20 protein-coding genes are annotated in these 19,192 nt (G+C 66.8%); 10 read left to right on the top strand and 10 right to left on the bottom strand.

The window, feature by feature from the left end; genetic code table 11:
- A partial coding sequence (locus ABW137_RS10350; protein WP_526399522.1) for an acyl-CoA dehydrogenase family protein occupies positions 1-270 on the top strand: 270 nt, incomplete at its 5' end.
- Here ABW137_RS10350 and msrB read toward each other — a convergent pair.
- On the bottom strand, positions 267-698 hold the full coding sequence (msrB, locus tag ABW137_RS10345) for a peptide-methionine (R)-S-oxide reductase MsrB (RefSeq protein ID WP_526399526.1): 432 nt from the start codon (positions 696-698) through the stop codon (positions 267-269). The two genes, ABW137_RS10350 and msrB, sit on opposite strands and share 4 nt — an antisense overlap.
- Before the next feature lie 185 nt (positions 699-883).
- Between msrB and msrA the strand changes: the two genes are divergently transcribed.
- Positions 884-1,642 carry a peptide-methionine (S)-S-oxide reductase MsrA gene (msrA, locus tag ABW137_RS10340; protein WP_526399520.1) on the top strand — a complete coding sequence of 253 codons (759 nt, stop codon included), beginning with the start codon at positions 884-886 and terminating at the stop codon, positions 1,640-1,642.
- On the opposite strand, the gene ABW137_RS10335 is transcribed toward msrA, so the two are convergent.
- Both ABW137_RS10335 and ABW137_RS10330 read right to left on the bottom strand, forming a co-directional pair.
- Complete coding sequence (locus tag ABW137_RS10335; RefSeq protein ID WP_526399518.1) at positions 1,636-2,175, bottom strand: hypothetical protein; 540 nt, start codon at positions 2,173-2,175, stop codon at positions 1,636-1,638. The genes msrA and ABW137_RS10335 overlap by 7 nt on opposite strands.
- Before the next feature lie 40 nt (positions 2,176-2,215).
- Positions 2,216-3,277: a 2Fe-2S iron-sulfur cluster-binding protein gene (locus ABW137_RS10330; RefSeq protein ID WP_526399516.1), complete on the bottom strand. Its 1,062-nt coding sequence runs from the start codon at positions 3,275-3,277 to the stop codon at positions 2,216-2,218.
- A gap of 181 nt (positions 3,278-3,458) precedes the next feature.
- Between ABW137_RS10330 and hsaA the strand changes: the two genes are divergently transcribed.
- The 4 genes from hsaA to hsaB all read left to right on the top strand — a co-directional run bounded on the left by hsaA (position 3,459) and on the right by hsaB (position 7,144).
- The gene (hsaA, locus tag ABW137_RS10325) at positions 3,459-4,643 is read left to right on the top strand and encodes a 3-hydroxy-9,10-secoandrosta-1,3,5(10)-triene-9,17-dione monooxygenase oxygenase subunit (RefSeq protein WP_526399514.1); all 1,185 of its coding nucleotides are present in this window, start codon (positions 3,459-3,461) and stop codon (positions 4,641-4,643) included.
- Positions 4,644-4,655: 12 nt separating this feature from the next.
- Positions 4,656-5,543: a 4,5:9,10-diseco-3-hydroxy-5,9,17-trioxoandrosta-1(10),2-diene-4-oate hydrolase gene (hsaD, locus tag ABW137_RS10320; RefSeq protein ID WP_526399512.1), complete on the top strand. Its 888-nt coding sequence runs from the start codon at positions 4,656-4,658 to the stop codon at positions 5,541-5,543.
- A gap of 3 nt (positions 5,544-5,546) precedes the next feature.
- Positions 5,547-6,449 (top strand): iron-dependent extradiol dioxygenase HsaC, encoded by a 903-nt coding sequence (gene hsaC, locus ABW137_RS10315; protein ID WP_526399511.1) that lies wholly within the window; start codon positions 5,547-5,549, stop codon positions 6,447-6,449.
- A gap of 128 nt (positions 6,450-6,577) precedes the next feature.
- On the top strand, positions 6,578-7,144 hold the full coding sequence (gene hsaB / locus ABW137_RS10310; protein ID WP_526399509.1) for a 3-hydroxy-9,10-secoandrosta-1,3,5(10)-triene-9,17-dione monooxygenase reductase subunit: 567 nt from the start codon (positions 6,578-6,580) through the stop codon (positions 7,142-7,144).
- A 65-nt stretch (positions 7,145-7,209) separates the two neighbouring features.
- On the opposite strand, the gene ABW137_RS10305 is transcribed toward hsaB, so the two are convergent.
- Both ABW137_RS10305 and ABW137_RS10300 read right to left on the bottom strand, forming a co-directional pair.
- Positions 7,210-7,980 carry an alpha/beta hydrolase gene (locus ABW137_RS10305; protein WP_526399507.1) on the bottom strand — a complete coding sequence of 257 codons (771 nt, stop codon included), beginning with the start codon at positions 7,978-7,980 and terminating at the stop codon, positions 7,210-7,212.
- A 44-nt stretch (positions 7,981-8,024) separates the two neighbouring features.
- Positions 8,025-8,969, bottom strand: a complete 945-nt coding sequence (locus ABW137_RS10300) for a LysR family transcriptional regulator (RefSeq protein ID WP_526399505.1) — start codon at positions 8,967-8,969, stop codon at positions 8,025-8,027.
- A 177-nt stretch (positions 8,970-9,146) separates the two neighbouring features.
- Here ABW137_RS10300 and ABW137_RS10295 point away from each other — a divergent pair, with 177 nt between their 5' ends.
- Together ABW137_RS10295 and ABW137_RS10290 are read left to right on the top strand one after the other, a co-directional pair.
- Positions 9,147-10,448 carry an MFS transporter gene (locus tag ABW137_RS10295; protein ID WP_526399524.1) on the top strand — a complete coding sequence of 434 codons (1,302 nt, stop codon included), beginning with the start codon at positions 9,147-9,149 and terminating at the stop codon, positions 10,446-10,448.
- On the top strand, positions 10,445-11,194 hold the full coding sequence (locus ABW137_RS10290; protein WP_526399503.1) for a 3-hydroxybutyrate dehydrogenase: 750 nt from the start codon (positions 10,445-10,447) through the stop codon (positions 11,192-11,194). The genes ABW137_RS10295 and ABW137_RS10290 overlap by 4 nt, the downstream gene beginning before the upstream one ends.
- 1 nt (position 11,195) lies before the next feature.
- On the opposite strand, the gene ABW137_RS10285 is transcribed toward ABW137_RS10290, so the two are convergent.
- The 5 genes from ABW137_RS10285 to fadD3 all read right to left on the bottom strand — a co-directional run bounded on the left by ABW137_RS10285 (position 11,196) and on the right by fadD3 (position 17,082).
- The gene (locus ABW137_RS10285; RefSeq protein ID WP_526399501.1) at positions 11,196-12,365 is read right to left on the bottom strand and encodes a pyridoxal phosphate-dependent aminotransferase; all 1,170 of its coding nucleotides are present in this window, start codon (positions 12,363-12,365) and stop codon (positions 11,196-11,198) included.
- A gap of 106 nt (positions 12,366-12,471) precedes the next feature.
- Positions 12,472-13,413 (bottom strand): acyl-CoA dehydrogenase IpdE2, encoded by a 942-nt coding sequence (gene ipdE2 / locus ABW137_RS10280; protein WP_526399499.1) that lies wholly within the window; start codon positions 13,411-13,413, stop codon positions 12,472-12,474.
- A gap of 28 nt (positions 13,414-13,441) precedes the next feature.
- Positions 13,442-14,395: an acyl-CoA dehydrogenase family protein gene (locus ABW137_RS10275; protein WP_526399497.1), complete on the bottom strand. Its 954-nt coding sequence runs from the start codon at positions 14,393-14,395 to the stop codon at positions 13,442-13,444.
- 9 nt (positions 14,396-14,404) lie between these two features.
- A complete protein-coding gene (locus ABW137_RS10270; protein WP_526399495.1) occupies positions 14,405-15,544 on the bottom strand; it encodes an acyl-CoA dehydrogenase family protein in 1,140 nt (379 codons plus the stop codon).
- Positions 15,544-17,082, bottom strand: coding sequence for a 3-((3aS,4S,7aS)-7a-methyl-1,5-dioxo-octahydro-1H-inden-4-yl)propanoate--CoA ligase FadD3 (gene fadD3, locus ABW137_RS10265; protein ID WP_526399493.1), 1,539 nt, complete (start codon positions 17,080-17,082; stop codon positions 15,544-15,546). Before fadD3 ends, ABW137_RS10270 begins: the two co-directional genes overlap by 1 nt.
- Before the next feature lie 48 nt (positions 17,083-17,130).
- On the opposite strand from fadD3, the gene ipdE1 reads away from it, so the two are divergent.
- Both ipdE1 and ipdF read left to right on the top strand, forming a co-directional pair.
- Positions 17,131-18,324 carry an acyl-CoA dehydrogenase IpdE1 gene (ipdE1, locus tag ABW137_RS10260; protein WP_526399491.1) on the top strand — a complete coding sequence of 398 codons (1,194 nt, stop codon included), beginning with the start codon at positions 17,131-17,133 and terminating at the stop codon, positions 18,322-18,324.
- Positions 18,321-19,109, top strand: a complete 789-nt coding sequence (gene ipdF, locus ABW137_RS10255) for a (5R,7aS)-5-hydroxy-7a-methyl-1-oxo-2,3,5,6,7,7a-hexahydro-1H-indene-carboxyl-CoA reductase (RefSeq protein ID WP_526399489.1) — start codon at positions 18,321-18,323, stop codon at positions 19,107-19,109. The genes ipdE1 and ipdF overlap by 4 nt, the downstream gene beginning before the upstream one ends.
- The last annotated feature ends 83 nt before the right edge of the window (positions 19,110-19,192 follow it).

Genomic DNA, 19,192 nt, shown 5'->3' with positions numbered 1-19,192 from the left:
CAGGTCGGGTCGCTGTTGGATCGCCTCATCGCGCAGATGGCGGTCGGCGGTCACGATCCAGGGGCGGCGTCCAGCGTGCGCAAGCTGATCGGCGTCCGGTACCGACAGGCGTTGGCCGAGGCCATCATGGAGTCCTTCGACGGTTCGGGCATCGTGGATTCGCCCGACGTGCGCTACTTCCTGAACACGCGCTGTCTGTCCATTGCGGGCGGCACCGAGCAGATCCTGCTCACCGTCGCGGGCGAGCGGCTGCTCGGGCTGCCGCGTTAAGCCGACCGGAAATTCATCGCCACGCCGTTCATGCAGTAGCGCAGACCTGTGGGCTGGGGCCCGTCGTCGAAGACGTGGCCGAGGTGACCGCCGCAGCGGCGGCACAGCACCTCGGTGCGGCGCATGCCCAGGGTGTCGTCGCCCTCCTCGATGACGGCGTTCTCCAGGGGCTGCCAGAAGCTCGGCCAGCCGGTGCCGCTGTCGAACTTCGTGGTTGACGAGAAGAGATCGAGATTGCAACCGGCGCAAGTGAATACGCCCGCGTCGTGGTCGTCGTCGAGCGGGCTGCTATAGGGCGTTTCGGTGCCGGCCTGCCGGAGCACGTCGTACTGCTCGGGGGTCAGCAGCTGCCTCCACTCCGCGTCGGTGTGCGATACCTCGAAGGCTTGGTTCGCCGCGCGGGGGGTATCGGCCGAGGCGTTGCGCAGGAAGCCGCAACCCGCCAGCGCGCCGAGCGTCAGCGCACCGAGCAGGAGATGCCGTCGGGTCGGGGACGGCTGGGGGACACTCACGTCACCACGGTACGGCCGTCGGCCCCCGATGGGGCTTACCGAATTCGAACGGCCCGCGCTGACGGATCGTCCTGGCGGCGGCCAGAGAGGACACTGGTCCGGTGGCCATCAACCAGTTTCGATCGGACGCGCCAATTCCGAAGTCCCGCAACCGCAGGATGCTGGCGGCTGGACTCGCGGCGCTCGGCCTCGCCGCCGCGGTAGTCATCGGCATGGACCCGATCGCCGGCAACGCGACGGCGTCGACCGCGGTGCCCGCACCGGTGCTCGACGAGCCGGTGGGTGCGGCGGGCACGACGGAGACCGCCGTTCTGGCAGGCGGCTGCTTCTGGGGCGTGCAGGGCGTGTTCCAACACGTCAACGGCGTCATCGAGGCGGAATCCGGCTACGCGGGTGGTGAGGCGTCGACCGCGAGCTACGACGAGGTCAGCACAGGCACCACCGGGCACGCGGAGTCGGTGCGCATCACGTACGACCCGAGCCAGGTGACGTTCGGCGACCTCCTGCGGATCTTCTTCACCGTGGTGCAGGACCCCACCCAACTCGACTATCAGGGTCCGGATCACGGGACGCAGTACCGCTCGGCGATCTTCGCGCAGAACCCGACCCAGCGACGGATCGCCGAAGCGTACGTCGACCAGCTCGGCGAGGCAGCGGTCTTCCCGGCTCCCATCGTCACGACCGTGTCTCCGGCGGCCGAGTTCTTCCCTGCCGAGGCGTATCACCAGGACTTCCTGAACTCGAATCCCACGCATCCCTACATCGCCGCCAATGACGTTCCGAAGGTCGATGCACTCAAGAAGTTGTTCCCGGCGGAGTACCGGAGCCAGCCGGTGCTGGTGCACGCCGGTGGTCAGTAGGTGGTCTGCGCGCAGGCGGTCGGCGTCGTCAGGTTGACGTTCGCGTACACCACCTGGATGTAGGAGCACACGATGTAGTCGGCGTCGGTCTTCGGCTGACCCGTCGCCCAGTCGACCGTGCGGGTATTGCCGTGCACCACGAACTTCTCGGGCGGCCCGCCATCGAAGTACACCGTCGGGAACTCGACGGGTCCGATCGACTTCATCATCCGGGTGTTCGGGGCGTCGAAGTCCGAGTCGAGGTAGACCATCCGGTTCGACGAGCGCAGTGTGGTGTTCTGACGCGCGTAGAACTGCGGGGGAAAGCCGGTGACGCCGTCGGGGGTGACCAGGTTCGACCACGACCGGAAGTAGCACTGGTTGTCGGCCTTGACGCAGTTCGCGTTGGTGTGGATCTCCAGCGTCGTGACGTCGTCGATGGGGATCGACCGGGTGGCGGTGTTCTCCGCGGCCGAGGCACTTGACGACATGACGAGCGCGAGGGTCAACCACGACGCCGACGCCAGCGCGGCGAGGCCGGCAAACCGTCTCATGGCGTCCTCTCGGTCGGTCCGGCGAATGTTAGCCCGCGGGTCATTCGTCGTAGGTGACTTCGACGGAATCCGACGTGGGGTGCGCCTGGCACGCCAGGATGAGGCCCTCGTCCAGGTCGGACTGCTCGAGTACGTCGTTGACGTGCATGTCCACCTCACCGCTCTTCACCAGGACCGCGCACGCACCACAGTGTCCTTCGCGGCAGGAGAAGGGCGCGTCCAGACCCTTGTCGAGCAGGACGTCGAGGAGTTTTGCACCGCGTGGCCAGCGGATCTCCTGGGTTTCGCCGTCGAGCGTCACGATTGCCGTCGCCGGCTCTTCGTCGCCTTCGGCGTCGTCGGCGATCACCACCGCGGCGAAGGGGTCCGACTCCAGCGACTTGAAGACCTCGATGTGGATGCGCTCAGGGGTGGCGCCGGACTTCTGCAGCGCCTCCTCGGCGGCGGCCATGAAGGGGCCTGGCCCGCAGATGAACGCCTCGCGGTCCGCGTAGGGGTTCACTAGGTTGCCGAGGGCAGCCGGGCTCGGTAGGCCCTGCACGGTCTCCAGCCAGTGGATCACCGTCAACCGGTCCGCATGCGCCGCGGCCAGCTCACGCAGCGCGGAGGCGAAGATGACCGACTTCTCGTCGCGGTTGGCGTAGACCAGCGTGACCTTGCCGCTGCCCTCGGACAGCGCCGACTTGAGGATCGCCATCATCGGCGTGACGCCACTTCCCGCCGCGAGGAGGAGGAAGTCGGTATCGAGGTCCTTGGGGACGAATGTGCCAGACGGGGCCAGCACGTGCATCGTCATGCCGGGGTGCGCGTTGTCGCACAGCCAGTTGGACGCGTAGCCGCCGGCGGTGCGTTTGACGGTGACGGTGAGGGCGTCGCCGGTGAACGGCGAGCTGCACAGGGAGTAGCAGCGGGCGACGGAGCCGGTGCGCTCGCTGGGGATGCGCAGGGTGAGGAATTGACCCGGCGCGTGGCGGAGACGTTCCGGAGGGATCTGGGCTCCGTCGGGCACCTTGAAGACGAGCGAGCGCGCGTCTGCGGTCTCCTCGATGACGTCGGCCAACTGCAGCTCGAGCACGTGGGTACCGAGCGGCTCGTCCGTCACGGGCGGTCCTCCCTCATCGAAGTGTCGCGCTGCCACGCGGGGGGTCAAAACTAGAACATGTTACAAAAATGCGCTTCCGCAGGTCTAGCGGTCGTAGGAATGCCTTACTCGACACAAATCGTAACGTGTTCTAATCTCTGTCTAGATCGTTCATCGGCCCCAGAATGCCCGGAGGCAACCAGTGACGTCCATTCAACAACGCGACGTGCAGTCGGTCCTAGATGGCATCGACGATTTGTTGCCACTGATCGCCAAGCGCGCGCAGGCGGCCGAGGATCTGCGCCGACTGCCCGACGAGACCGTCGACGAGCTGAACGAGGTGGGCTTCTTCAAACTGCTGCAGCCCGAGCAGTGGGGTGGCCTGCAGTGCGATCCGACGGTGTTCTACGAAGCCGTTCGCCGGCTCGGCAGCGCGTGCGGTTCCACTGGCTGGGTGAGTTCGATCATCGGGGTGCACAACTGGCACCTCGCGTTGTTCGACCAGCAGGCCCAGGACGAGGTATGGGGGGATGACCCAGCGGTCCGCATCTCGTCGTCATACGCGCCGATGGGCGCGGGCATCGTCGTCGACGGTGGCTATCTGGTCAGCGGGGCATGGCAATGGTCGTCGGGTTGTGACCACGCGACGTGGGCGTTCCTCGGCGGACCGGTCATCAAGGACGGCCGCCCCGTCGACTTCGGCAGCTTCCTGATCCCACGCAGTGAGTACCGCATCGACGACGTGTGGCACGTCGTGGGGCTCAAGGGCACCGGCAGCAACACCGTCGTCGTGAAGGACGTGTTCGTGCCCCGGCATCGCTTTCTGTCGTACAAGTCGATGAACGATCGCACCGCTGGCGGTTTGGCGAACAACACCGCGCCGGTTTACAAGATGCCTTGGGGCACGGTGCATCCCACCACCATCTCGGCACCCATCATGGGCATGGCCTACGGCGCCTACGACGCACACGTCGAGCACCAGGGCAAGCGCGTGCGGGCCGCGTTCGCAGGCGAGAAGTCCAAGGATGACCCGTTTGCCAAGGTCCGCATCGCCGAAGCTGCCAGTGACATCGACGCCGGCTGGCGTCAGCTGATCGGCAATGTCGGCGACGAGTACGCACTGCTCAAGGCGGACAAGGAGATTCCCTTCGAGCTCCGAGCCAGGGCCCGCCGCGATCAAGTTCGGGCCACCGCCCGTGCCATCGCGTCGATCGACCTCCTGTTCGAGAGTGCCGGAGCCACCGCCCTGCAGACCGACGCTCCGGTGCAGCGGTTCTGGCGCGACGCCCACGCCGGTCGCGTCCACGCGGCCAACGAGCCGGAACGTGCCTATCTCATCTTCGGAAACGAGGCGTTCGGGCTTCCTCCCGCGGACACGATGGTCTGACTGGAAGCCCCGATGACTCAAACCGTTCACGACATCACGTTCGAATCGACATCGCGCTTCGCGCAGGTGCGCGACGACATGCGTCTGCACTATCACGAAGCGGGCGTCGAGCACCGAGAGACCGGGGGCACCGTCGTGCTGCTGCACGGCGGCGGGCCCGGGGCCTCGAGCTGGTCGAACTTCGCCAAGAACATCCCGGTGCTGGCGCAGCACTTCCACGTGCTGGCGGTGGATCAGCCGGGTTACGGACACTCCGACAAGCACACCGAGCACGAGCAGTACAACCGCTACAGCGGCACGGCCCTGCTGAACCTCTTCGACCATCTCGGCATCGAACGCGCTGCGCTGGTGGGCAATTCGCTCGGCGGCGGCACCGCGGTGCGGTTCGCGCTCGACCACCCCAAGCGGGCGGGCCGGCTGGTGCTGATGGGTCCCGGCGGGCTGTCGGTGAACCTCTTCGCACCCGATCCCACCGAGGGCGTCAAGCTCCTCGGCAAGTTCACGGTCGATCCGACGCGGGAGAACATCGAGAAGTTCCTCCGCATCATGGTCTACGACCAGAAGCTCATCACCGACGAGCTCGTCGACGAGCGCTTTGCGATCGCCAGTCAGCCCGAATCTCTCGCCGCAGCCAAGGCGATGGGAAAGTCGTTCGCGGGTGCGGACTTCGAGCTCGGCATGATGTGGCGCGACGTATACAAGTTGCGCCAACCGACGCTGCTGATCTGGGGTCGGGAGGATCGGGTCAATCCGCTCGACGGCGCGCTGGTGGCAATCAAGCAGATTCCACGCGCACAATTGCACGTGTTCGGCCAATGTGGCCACTGGGCACAGTTGGAGAAGTTCGATGAGTTCAACAAGCTGACCATCGACTTCCTGAGCCCATCAAAGGGGGTATGAGGAATGACCATCAGGTCACTGGGTTATCTGAGACTCGAGGCCACCGACGTCTCGGCGTGGCGCGAGTACGGGCTCAAGGTGCTCGGCCTGGTCGAGGGCAAGGGTTCGACCGACGGCGCGCTCTACCTGCGCATGGACGAGTTCCCGGCGCGGCTGATCATCGTCCCCGGCGACCACGACCGGCTGCTGCAATCCGGCTGGGAGACGGCCAATGCCGCAGGGCTGCAGGAGATCCGGAATCGGCTCGATGTCGAGGGCACGCCGTACAAGGAGGCCACGGCGACCGAGCTGGCCGATCGTCGCGTCGACGAGATGATCGTCTTCGACGACCCGTCGGGCAATACGCTGGAGATCTTCCACGGCGCTGCGTTGGAGCACCGGCGGGTCGTCAGTCCGTACGGACACAAGTTCGTGACCGAGGAACAGGGTCTCGGCCACGTCGTGCTGACCACCCGCGACGACGCCGAGTCGCTGCACTTCTATCGTGACGTGCTCGGCTTCGCGCTGCGCGACTCGATGCGCCTGCCTCCGCAATTGGTGGGCAGGCCCGCCGACGGGCCGCCTGCCTGGCTGCGATTCTTCGGCGTCAATCCGCGGCACCACAGCCTTGCCTTCATGCCTGGTGAAACCCCGAGCGGGATCGTCCACCTCATGATGGAGGTGGGAAACAGCGACGACGTCGGTCTATGCCTCGATCGCGCGCTACGCCGGAAGGTGCCGATGTCGGCCACGCTGGGCAGACACGTCAACGACAAGATGCTGTCGTTCTACATGAAGACCCCGGGTGGCTTCGACATCGAATTCGGTTGCGAGGGGCTCGAAGTGGAGGACGAGAGCTGGGTAGCGAGGGAGAGTACGGCGATCAGCCTGTGGGGGCACGACTTCAGCGTCGGCTTCAAGTCGTGAGCGCTGGCGCGAAGAGCCGAGAACCCCGATGAGCGCTTGCGCGAAGAGCCGAGAACCCCGATGAGCGCTTGCGCGAAGAGCCGAGAACCCCGATGAGCGCTCGCGCGAAGAGCAAGGGTTTCTGAGCCGTGCCCGAACAGCCGATCGACCCGCGCACGTTCCGCCACGTGCTCGGGCAGTTCTGTACGGGCATCACCATCATCACCACCGCGCACGACGACTCCCCGGTCGGGTTCGCCTGCCAGTCGTTCGCGGCGCTGTCGCTGGATCCGCCGCTGGTGTTGTTCTGCCCCACCAAGGTGTCTCGGTCGTGGTTGGCGATCGAGGCCAGCGGCAAGTTCTGCGTCAACGTGCTGCACGAGAGTCAGAAGGACGTGTCGGCCCGCTTCGGCTCCAGGGAATCGGACAAGTTCGCCGGGATCGCCTGGCATCCGTCGCCGCTCGGCTCTCCGGTGCTCGACGGCACGCTGGCGCACATCGACTGCACGGTGGCGTCGGTACACGACGGTGGGGATCACTTCGTGGTGTTCGGAGCGGTGCACTCGATGTCGGAGCCGCCGACCACGAAGCCGCGACCGCTGCTGTTCTACCGCGGGGAGTACACCGGCATCGAGCCCGACAAGACGACGCCGGCCCAGTGGCGCGACGACCTCGATGCGTTTCTCACCACGACCACGGCCGATACCTGGCTCTGAACCCCGCCCCCGAGTTACACGCGTGTGATTCATCCACATTGTGGACAACCTCTGTGGACAACCCGTCAGCCGGTGTGTTCCCCGATGTAGTCGACGATGGCCGACGCCACCTCGCGGTGGGTGACGTCGTTGAGGATGTCGTGGCCGCCGCCTTGGATCTCGTAGAGCGACAGCGGCTCTATCTGGTCGGCGTACGCCCGCAGAGCCCCGACCGGCGCGATCGGGTCGTTGCTTCCGTGGACGGCCAGCGTCGAGACGGCGAGGTTGGGAAGTTCTGCGCCGAACCTGTCCCATCCGCGATCCAGCTCACGGGCGAGTGGGCCGCCGTCGGCGTCGACGAAGGCGAGTGGATCGTTCTCGATCGCGTCGAGGTAGAACGGGTCGGCGGAGAGTTGGCTCGGTGCGATCTCGAACGTCGAGTCGGCGTCGACGAGTCCGGGGACCGGCACCAGCGGGGCACCGGAGACGACGCCTGCGGCGTACCGATCGGAGCCCGTGAGTAGCCGAAACAGGGTCACGACCGCCCCGAACGAATGCCCCTGCGCGACGAGTGGAAGTTCGGGGTGCGCTTGTAGCGCGAGTTCGGTCAGCCGATCGGCGAGCGCCCCGCTGGCCTCCAGCGTGCGGAAGTCACCGCGCTCACCAGGGGTCAGACCATGCCCGAACTGATCGACGGCCCAGAGGTCGATGCCCGCGGCGTTCAGCGCGAAGCCGTAGCGGTGGTAGAGGCCGGTGTGCTCACCGAACCCGTGCAGGAAGATCACCGCGGCACGGGGTTCTTCTGCTGCCCAGTGCCGGTAGTAGGCGCGGCCGTCGTCGGTCTCCAGGAATGGCATGAACCGACCCCACCAGGTGTCCACGCATCCCGCAAGACATCGGCTCACGCCGTGCCGAGCAGCACGTCGCGTTGATCGTCCATCTGTGCGCGGATCGCCTCGACCAGTGCGGCCACCTCGGGCCGGCGCAGGGTCTCGGTGCGGGCCACCAGCCAGTAGGCCAGGAGGAGGCCGACGTCGTCGGGCAGGACCCGGACCAGGTCATCGTGCCGGTCGGCCATGAAGCAGGGCAGCAGCCCGAGACCCGCGGCGGCGCGGGTGGCTTCGACGTGGACGAAGACGTTGGTGGACGTGACGGATTCCCGCATGCCGGGGGCAAATGTCCGGGCCAGGTCGAGGTCGTCGACCTGCAGCATGGAGTCGATGAAGTAGACGAGGGAATGATCGGCGAGTTCTGCCGTCGACGACGGCACGCCGTGTTCGGCGAGGTACTTCCGCGATCCGTAGAGGCCCAACCGGTAGTCGCCAAGCCGTGCGGCCTCGGCGCGGTGCACCTGGGGTTCGCCGACCACGACTTCGATGTCCAGTCCCGAGCGCTGTTGGTTCGCCCTTCGGGTGGCCGTCACGATCTCCACGGACACCTTCGGATGCAACTGCTGTACGCGGGCGGCGGCTGGAGCGACGATGTAGGCACTGAAGCCGTCGGTCGCCGACAACCGCACGACGCCCTCCAGCGTCCTCGTCCCGGCCGGTCCGGCGATCGACCGGATCGCGGATTCGACCGCCTCGGCCGCCGCCAGCGCCTCACGGCCGAGTTCGGTGAGCTCCCACCCACCGGCAGCCCTCGCCAGTAGGCGGCCGCCGATCGATTCCTCCAGGGCGGCGATGCGACGGGAAATCGTCGTATGGTTGATCCCCAGTTCGTCGGCCGCGGTCACGTAGCGGCCGGAGCGACCGACGGCCAGCAAGACCAGCAGATCGTCGGCGCTGAGCTTCTTTTGCTCTGCCATTTCTGCAGTTTCGCAGATGGCTCTTGCAGTGTTGGTCATTGCGGTGAGTTTTAACTGCAGGAATACTCAGCTGCAGTTGTGGGGCGCGTCACATGCGCAGGGTCATCGTGAAGTCGTCGAAAGTCGTCGAGAAGCATCGTGAAGGAGAGTGCCGTGAAGGACAGAGCAGAGGCCAAGCCGGTACCCACCGGACTACGGCGGGTCGTCGCCGCGTCGATGGCCGGGACGGTGGTCGAGTGGTACGAGTTCTTCCTCTACGGCACCGCCGCCACCCTCGTCTTCAACAAGATCTTCTTCTCGGAGACCACCAGCGAGCTGAACGCGATCTTCCTGGCGTTCGCCACCTATGCGGTCGGCTTCATCGCGCGCCCGGTCGGCGGTGTGGTGTTCGGACACTACGGCGACAAGTACGGCCGCAAGAAGCTCCTCCAGTTCAGCCTGCTGCTGGTCGGCGTCGCCACCTTCCTGATGGGCTGCCTGCCGACGTTCGGCCAGATCGGCTACTGGGCGCCGGGGCTGTTGGTGGCGCTGCGGTTCATCCAGGGTTTTGCCGTTGGTGGTGAATGGGGCGGCGCGATCCTCCTGGTGGCCGAGCACAGCCCGAACAAGCAACGTGGGTTCTGGGCCAGCTGGCCGCAGGCCGGTGTGCCCGCTGGCAACCTGCTGGCCACCATCGTGCTGCTGTTCCTGACGGGCATGCTGTCCGACGCCGCGTTCCTGTCCTGGGGTTGGCGGGTCGCGTTCTGGCTGTCGGCCGTGGTGGTGCTGATCGGCTACTACATCCGCACGAAGGTCTCCGATGCGCCGATCTTCGTTGCGGCACAACAGGAAGCCGAACGAATCAAGGCGACGTCCTACAGCGTGGTCGAGGTGCTCAAGCGGTACCCGCGTGGCGTCTTCACCGCGATGGGGCTGCGGTTCGGCGAGAACATCATGTACTACCTGGTCGTCACGTTCTCGATCACCTACCTCAAGGTGCAGGTCGGGGCCGACACCAATTCCATCCTGCGATACCTGCTGGTGGCGCATCTCGTGCACTTCGCGATCGTCCCGCTGGTCGGGCACCTCGCCGACCGATTCGGCAGGCGCCCCGTCTACATGGTGGGTGCCGTCCTCGGCGCTACCTGGGGCTTCTTCGCCTTCCCGATGATGAACAGCGGCAACTACGTGATCATCACCGCCGCTGTCACGCTGGGTCTGATGATCCACGCGTTCATGTACGCACCGCAGCCGGCGATCATGGCGGAGATGTTCCCGACGCGCATGCGGTATTCCGGTGTCTCCCTTGGCTATCAGGTGACCTCGATCGTGGCGGGATCGCTGGCGCCGCTCATCGCCGTCAAGCTGCTCGACATCTACGACTCCGCAGTGCCGATCGCCATCTACCTCGCCATCGCATGTGTCATCACCCTCGTCGCGGTGCTGTTCACCCGTGAGACCAATGGCATCGACCTCGAGTCGCTGGACGTCGCCGACGCCGAGGACATCGCGGTGGAGCGCAGGGCCGCGGTCCGATGAGCGACGAACTGGCAGGTCGCAGCGCGCTCGTCACCGGAGGTGCCGGCGGTATCGGCGCAGCCTGCGCGCGCGACCTCGCGGGCAGAGGCGCCAAGGTGACGATCGCCGACGTCGATGGTGCCGCCGCCAGCGCGCTGGCCGACGAGATCGGTGGAAGTGCTTGGACGATCGACCTTCTCGACGTCGATGGCTTGGAGGGCCTGAGGCTCGACGTCGACATCTTGGTCAACAACGCCGGGGTGCAGACCATCAACCCGATCGAGGAATTCTCCCCGGAGCGCTTCCGGTCGATGCTCTCGCTCATGGTCGAGGTACCGTTCCTGTTGATTCGCGCCGCCCTGCCGCACATGTACGACGGGGGTTTCGGCCGCGTCGTGAACATCTCGTCGGTGCACGGCCTGCGGGCGTCGGAGTTCAAGGTCGCCTACGTCACCGCCAAACACGGCCTGGAGGGCCTGTCGAAGGTGACGGCCCTGGAGGGTGGTCCGCGGGGCGTCACCAGCAATTGCGTCAATCCCGGTTACGTACGAACGCCGTTGGTCACCAAGCAGATCAGTGACCAGGCCCGGACCCACGGGATCGCCGAGCAGGAGGTCCTCGAGCGGATTCTGCTGTCGGAGAGCGCGATCAAGCGACTGGTCGAGCCAGAAGAGGTTGCCTCCCTGGTGGGTTGGCTGGCATCGCCGGACGCAGGCATGGTGACCGGCGCGTCGTACACGATGGACGGCGGCTGGACCGCCCGTTAGCTCAACGCAGGCCTGCGAGCCACGGCCCCATCCGGCGCAACGCCTCCGCGATGTCCGAGGCGGGTCCGGCGAAGGACATTCTGGCGTAGCTCCCGCCGTGCACGGTGTCGAAGTCGATTCCGGGTGCGATGGCAATGCCGGTGTCGGTCAACAGCTTTGCGCAGAAGGTCAGGGAGTCCGTCGAGTAGTCGGAGATGTCGGCGTACACGTAGAACGCGCCGTCGGCGGGCGCCAGCCTGGGCAGTCCGATGTCCGGCAGGCCGCGCAGCAGCAGATCGCGGTTGATCGCGTACTGCTGAACCAACGCGTCGGCCTCGGCGATCGACTCCGGGGTGAACGCCGCGACGCCCGCCAGTTGGGGTAGCGCGGGCGGGCAGATCGAGAAGTTTCCGGTCAGCCGGTCCACCGCCCGCTGCAGCGCTTGCGGCACGAGAAGCCAGCCGAGTCGCCAACCCGTCATCGCGAAGTATTTCGAAAAGCTGTTCACCACAACGGCTTCCCGTGATGTCTCCCACGCGCAGCTGGTCGGGGGCGCGCCGGGGTAGACGAGTCCATGGTAGATCTCATCGCTGATCAGTTGGACGCCGGTCTGTTCGCACCACGCCGCGATCGCGGCGAGGTCGGCTGGCGGGATGACGGTGCCGGTCGGATTGGCCGGACTGGCGAGAACTACTCCCTTGATGGGTGGCTGGAGTTCGGCGAGCATCTCGACCGTCGGCTGGAACCGGGTGTCCGGCCCGCACGGCACCTCGACGACTTCGCACCCGAGTGCCGACAGGATGTTCCGGTAGCACGGATACCCGGGGCTCGGTACGGCGACGCGATCGCCGACGTCGAAACAGGCCAGGAACGCCAGCAGGAAACCGTTGGTCGATCCGGTGGTGACGACGACGTCTGCAGCGTCGACGGTGACCCCATAGCGGGCGGGGTAGGCTGCGGCGATCGCCTGCCGGAGCTCCGGAATGCCCAGCGCGACGGTATATCCGAGGTTGTGGTTCGCTAGGGCCTCGGCCGCCGCAGCGCGTACCGGGGCGGGGGCTTGCGCGCCCGGTTGACCCGCGGAGAGATTCACCAGATCGCCGTGCGTGCGTTGGCGTTCGGCAGCGGCCAGCCATACGTCCATGACGTAGAACGGCGGTATCCCGGCCCGCAGCGCGACGCGATCGCTCATTCGGTCGAGGCTAGCCGGTCGGCGGTCGGGGTGGCCCGGGCGGCACACTTCCCGACGTGAGCCGAACACGTGTGCGGGTCCGCCACCGCCCGTGACCACCTCGAAGCTAGAGCACTTCGGATTCGAGCCGTCGCAGGTAGTCCCGCGGTGGGCCGAGCAGTTGCGCGCTGCCGTGGGCCCGTTTGAAGTAGAGCTGGATGTCGTACTCCCACGTGATGGCGACACCACCGTGCATCTGGATCGCCTCGGCGGTCACGGCGCTGAACGCCTCGCTCGCCGAGATCCGCGCCAGCGCCGCCGCCGTGGCCGAGGGTTCCGCGATCGCGTCATCCACCACCGCACGTGACGACTGCACCAGCACGTAGAGGTCGGCCATTCGGTGCTTGAGCGCCTGGAAACTGCCGATCGGTCGGCCGAACTGCACGCGTTCCTTGGTGTAGGCGACGGTCAGCTCCAGGCATCGGCTCGCCGCTCCGATCTGCTCGGCTGCCAACAGGATCGCCGCGGTGTCCGCGAGGCCGGGGTCCCGGCCGATGGGCTCGGTGCGGTCCGCCTTGAGGCGCGCCAGCCGACGGGTGGGGTCCATCGTGACGACGGGCTCCGCGCTGAAGCTCGTCCACCGCGTGATCCGGCCGTCGTCGGCGGCGATCACCACGTCGGCGACGTCGCCGTTGACCACGTAGCCGGGATCGAAGACGACGGCGCCGATCGACGTCCCCTCCGCCAACTTCTCCAGCGTGTCGGCGTCGGGTTCGTCGGCCGAGAGCAGGGCCAACTCCGCCAAGGTGGTGCCCAGCAGCGGTGTCGGGACCAGGCCACGACCGAGCGTCTCGATCACTACGGCGGCATCGGCGAGCTCGCCGCCCGCTCCGCCCAGGGCCTCGGGGACGACGAGCGCCGCGGCGCCGACCTGCTCGCACAGCAGCGTCCACAATGATTCGTCGTAGCCGCGGTCGGACTCCATCGCCCGGCGCACCGCATCCGGAGCGGCGTGCTTCTCGACGATCGATGCGACGATGTCGCGCAGCATCTCCCGCTCTTCAGTCATGCGATCCGCTCCGCTACTCGCTGGCTGGTCACAGGGCCTCCAACACCCGTCGCCGATGCCACGTCGGATCGCCCCATGCCGAGCGCAGCGCCTGCACCCGCAACAGCAAGAGTGACAGGTCGTGCTCCTGGGTGAATCCGATGGCGCCGTGGGTCTGTAGCGACGAGCGGGCCGACAGCAACGCGGCCTCGGAGGCTGCGGCCTTCGCGGCGCTGACGTCGCGGACCGTGTCGGGCGAGCCGTCCGCAAGGGATAGCGCAGCGCCGTAGACGAGTGGTCGGGCCAGTTCGATGGCGATGTGCACGTCGGCCAGCCCGTGCTTGATCGCCTGGTACGAGCCGATCACCCTGCCGAACTGGCTGCGTTGCTTGGCGTATGCCACCGAACCGTCCAGCATGGCCTGGCCTGCCCCGACCAATTGGGCGGCGGTGATCAGCGCGCCGTACTCGAAGGCCCTTGCGGTGTCAGCGTTGCGCGCGGCGCCGGTGGCCGTCACGTCGAATAGCCTTCGGGCCGGATCGACGGACTCGTGCTCCCGCCCTGCCGCCGCCTCGCTCGCCTCTCCGTCGCGGGCCAGCAGCACCAGACCCGCGGTGTCGGCGTCGACCGCCCGCGGGGTCAGTGGCGGCATCGCCACGGTCGCGATGAGTTCGCCCGACGCCAGGGCGACGCTTCGTTCGTCGTCCGCCAATAGGATCGGGGCGACGGCGATCGACTCCGCCACCGGGCCGGGTACACCCCAGCGGCCCAGTCGTTCGGCTGCGACGACGAGGTCGACGGGATGTGCGCCGATACCGTCGAATTCCTCGGAGACGGCCAGTGCCGTCACACCGAGGTCGGCGAGGGTGGCCCACACCTTGCGGCCGGGCCCGGTGTCGCCCGAGGACCAAGCCCGGATGGCGGCAGGCACGTCGGCGGCGGCCAAGGCGCCGTCGATGCTGGCCGCGAACTCCCGTTGGGAGGCGTCTATCTCAAAGTGCACGACGGAATCTCATTTCGGCTCCCGAGGCAGGCTCAGCAGCCGCTCCGCGATGATGTTGCGCTGAATCTCGTTGGTACCCGCATAGATCGGGCCGCCCAAGGCGAACAGGAGTCCCTCGGTCCAGGAATCTGCGAGCTCTCCGTCGGCGCCCCGCATGTCCAGTGCCGTCTGGTGCATGGCCACGTCCAGCTCCGACCAGAACACCTTGGTCACCGACGACTCGGCGCCGAGCTCGCCACCCGCTGCCAGCCGGGTGACGGTGCCGAACGTGTGCAATCGGTAGGCCTGCGCCTTGATCCAGGCATCGGCGACGCGGTCGGCGAACACGGCTTTGGAGTCCACTTCCTCCGCCTTCCATGCCTCCACCAGGCGTTCGGCTGGGGCGAGGAAGCGAGCTGGGCTGCGCAGCGACATGCCGCGCTCGTTGCTCGACGTGCTCATCGCGGCGCGCCAGCCCTCGTCGACCGCGCCGATGACGTCGTCGTCGGGCACGAAGACGTCATCGAGGAACACCTCGCCGAAGCCGGTGGCGCCCCCGAGCTGTGCGATCGGTCGCACCGTGACGCCGTCGGCGTGCAGGTCGAACATGACGTAGGTCAAGCCCTTGTGTCGGTGTGCACTCGGGTCCGAACGGAAGAGCCCGAAGGCCCTGTCTCCGAACGGCGCTCGCGAACTCCAGATCTTCTGGCCATTGAGCAACCAGCCACCGTCGGTTCTCGTCGCGGTCGATCGCAGCGACGCCAGATCGCTGCCCGACTCCGGCTCGGACCATGCCTGGGCCCAGATCTCCTCGCCGCTGGCCATCTTGGGCAGCACCCGGTCGAGTTGCTCCTCGGTGCCGTGAGCGAACAGCGTCGGTGCCAACATCGACGTGCCGTTGGCGCTGGCCCGTCCGGGCGCCCCGGCGCGGAAGTATTCCTCCTCGTAGACGATCCACTGCATCAGCGTCGCGTCACGACCGCCGTACTTCGCGGGCCAGGCGATGACCGAGAGGCCCGCGTCGAACAGCACCTTGTCCCACCGGCGGTGTTGCTCGAAGCCCTCTGCGGTGTCATAGGACTTCGTCGGGAAGTGCGCCGTGTTCGCGGCCAGGAAGTCGCGCACCTCGGCACCGAATGCCACGGTGGCGTCGTCGTAGGTCAGATCCATCAAGTCATCTCTCGCAGAAGTGGTTTGACTACTTTTCCGCCAGGGTTGCGCGGCAGGACGTCGAGGAACGCCACCGATCGCGGAATCTTGAAGTTGGCGAGATGTTGCCTCGTGTGGGCGATCACGGCCTCCTCGTCGAGCTGGTGGCCTGCCCTGCGGACGACGTAGGCCTTGCCCACCTCGCCGAGTCGTTCGTCGGGGACACCGATCACCGCGGCTTCGGCCACGCCCGCTAGGCGGGCCAACACCTGTTCGATCTCGGCGGGGTAGACGTTGAAGCCGCCACAGATGTACATGTCCTTGAGGCGGTCGGTGATGCTGAGATTGCCCTTGTCGTCCAGCTTTCCGATGTCGCCGGTGTGCAGCCAGCCATCGTCGTCGAGCGCTGCGGCCGTGGCTTCCTGGTCGTCGAGATATCCCAGCATGACGTTGGGTCCGCGCAGCAGCACCTCACCGGTGTCGTCGTCACCGTCGATGCGCAACTCGAAACCGGCGATCGGCCGTCCGCAGGTCGTCGCGACGGTGACGGCGTCGTCGTCGCTTCGACACATGGTGCCGAAACCGCTTGCCTCCGTAAGTCCGTACGCGGTGAGGACGATGTCGATGTCGAGCTCGGTCTGCATGCGCTCGATCAGGACCACGGGGACGACGGCGGCGCCGGTCACGGCGAACCGCAGCGACGTGAGGTCGTAGGCGTCCCGCTTCGGGTGATCGAGCAGGCTCTGGTAGATGGTCGGGGGACCGGGCAGGACCGTGATGCGTTGCTCCTGGACGGCCTGCATTGCCCTCTCGGGGTCGAACGTCAGCTGGGGAATCAGCGTCGCGCCCATCTGCAGACAGGCGAGGATCCCGGCCTTGTAGCCGAAGTTGTGGAAGAACGGGTTGATGCAGAGATAGCGGTCGTTGCTGGTGAGTTCGCCGCACGCCGCCCACGCCGCGGGGGCGTCGAGCGACTGTCGGTGTGCGCACAGCACGCCCTTGCTTCGACCCGTCGTGCCGGAGGTGAAGAGGATGTCGGACACGTCGTCGGGCGTCACGGCCGCGGCGCGGGCGTCGACTCGACCTCTGGCGGCGACATCGTCCCCGTGGGCGAGGAACTCCTCCCACGTCCCGTCGTCATGCTCGATCGGCACCCGCACGAGGTGTCGCAATGCGGGCAGCGCCGCGCGGTCGAGCTCGGCGGTCCGGTCGGAGCCGAGGAACTCGCCCATGCCGATCAGCAGTGGGGCGTTGGTGCGGCCCAGGATGTCGGCGGCCTCGCTGGCCGTATAGCGGGTGTTGAGCGGGACGACGACGCCTCCGGCGTAGTGCGTCGCCAGGCAGGCGACCACCCAGTGCCAGGTGTTCGGCGACCAGATCGCAACGCGGTCTCCCGCCTCGACGCCGAGGGCGATCATCGCGGCGGCGGCCTGTCTGACCTCGGCGTACAGCTGTGAGTACGTCAGCTGCCGGTCGGCGGTGATCACGGCCGGATGGTCGGAGAACTCGTCGCTGATCCGGTCCAGGACCGCCGGAATGGTCCTCAGGCCGCTCGTCATTGACGCTCCCTCTAACAAAGCAAGTGCTTGGTAGGTTAGCCTACAGGGGTGATGGAGGTCCAGGAGTTCCGGGCCGAGGTGCGGCAGTGGCTCGCCGACAACCTCACCGGTGAGTTCGCCGCGCTCAAGGGCCTCGGTGGGCCCGGCCGAGAGTACGAGGCGTTCGACGAGCGACGCGCGTGGAACCAGCACCTCGCGGCGGCGGGGTTGACGTGTCTGGGGTGGCCGCAAGAGCACGGTGGACGCGGCCTCACCGTGGCACACCGCGTCGCCTTCTATGAGGAGTACGCGCTGGCCGACGCCCCCGACAAGGTCAACCACTTCGGGGAAGAGCTGCTCGGGCCGACGCTCATCGCGTACGGCACCCCCGAGCAGCAGAAGCGCTTCCTGCCGAGAATCCTCGACGTCACCGAGCTGTGGAGCCAGGGGTACTCCGAACCGGGGGCGGGCAGCGACCTCGCCAACGTGTCGACGACGGCCGAGCTCGACGGCGATCACTGGGTGATCAATGGGCAGAAGGTGTGGACGTCGTTGGCGCACTGGGCGCAGTGGTGCTTCGTGGTCGCCCGCACCGAGAGGGGCTCCAAGCGGCACGCCGGCCTCTCCTACCTACTGGTCCCGCTGGATCAGCCGGGAGTCGAAGTGCGGCCCATCGTTCAGTTGACCGGCGACTCGGAGTTCAACGAGGTCTTCTTCGACGACGCCCGCACCGACGCCGATCTGGTGGTTGGCGAACCCGGCGACGGGTGGCGGGTGGCGATGGGCACGTTGACGTTCGAGCGGGGCGTCTCGACGCTCGGTCAGCAGATCCGTTACGCCCGAGAGCTTTCCGGCATCGTCGACTTGGCCAAGAACACCGGGGCGATCGATGACCCGGTGATCCGCGAGAAGCTCACCAGGTCGTGGGTCGGCCTGAAGACGATGCGGTCCTACGCGCTGGCGACGATGGATGCCGAGGGGGCCGGGCAGGCCGCCGGTAAGAACACCGCGGGTAAGAACACCGCCGGTAAGGACAGCGTCTCGAAGCTGTTGTGGGCCAACTGGCATCGCGAGCTAGGCGAGATCGCGATGGACGTTCAGGGCAAGGCCGGTCTACTGCTCGACGGCGGCCAGTTCGGTGAATGGCAACGGCTATACCTGTTCTCGCGTTCGGACACGATCTACGGCGGCTCGAACGAGATCCAGCGCAACATCATCGCCGAGCGCGTGCTCGCACTACCTCGGGAAGTGAAGGGCTCATGAATCTCGCCGTCGCACCGAAGGAGATCGAGGGCCATGGCCTGCTGACCGGCAAGGTGGTCCTGGTGACCGCAGCGGCAGGCACGGGCATCGGGTCGTCGACGGCAAGGCGAGCGCTTGCCGAGGGTGCCGACGTGGTGGTGTCGGACTACCACGAGCGTCGGCTCGGCGAGACCCGTGACGAGCTTGCCGCGCTCGGACTCGGCCGTGTCGAATCAGTCGTGTGTGACGTGACGTCGACCGAGGCGGTCGACGCGCTGTTGGCCAGGTCCGTGGAGAAGATGGGTCGGCTCGACGTGCTGGTGAACAACGCAGGCCTCGGGGGGCAGACGCCCGTCGTCGACATGACCGACGACGAATGGGACCGCGTCCTCAACGTGACACTGACGTCGGTCATGAGGGCCACCCGGGCGGCCCTGCGCTACTTCCGGGAGGTCACACACGGCGGCGTCATCGTCAACAACGCCAGCGTGCTCGGCTGGCGTGCGCAGCACTCGCAATCGCACTATGCCGCGGCGAAGGCCGGCGTGATGGCGTTGACCCGTTGCAGCGCAATCGAAGCCGTCGAATATGGGGTACGGATCAATGCGGTGTCGCCGAGCATCGCCAGGCACAAGTTCCTCGAGAGGACCAGTAGCTCCGAGCTGTTGGATCGGCTGTCCTCCGACGAGGCCTTCGGGCGCGCCGCCGAGCCGTGGGAGATCGCGTCCACCATCGCGTTCCTGGCCAGCGACTACTCCAGCTACCTCACCGGCGAAGTGATCTCGGTGTCGAGCCAGCGCGCCTGAATGGGCGATGCCGTGAGACTTCTCCACGGTTTCTTCACAATCGCTGCCCAGAAGCGCCATGACCGGCCCCTACAGTCAGAGGT

This window comes from Mycobacterium sp. (genome assembly GCF_040509115.1).
GTDB lineage: Bacteria > Actinomycetota > Actinomycetes > Mycobacteriales > Mycobacteriaceae > Mycobacterium.
This window is presented reverse-complemented; position numbering and strand designations above follow the sequence as displayed.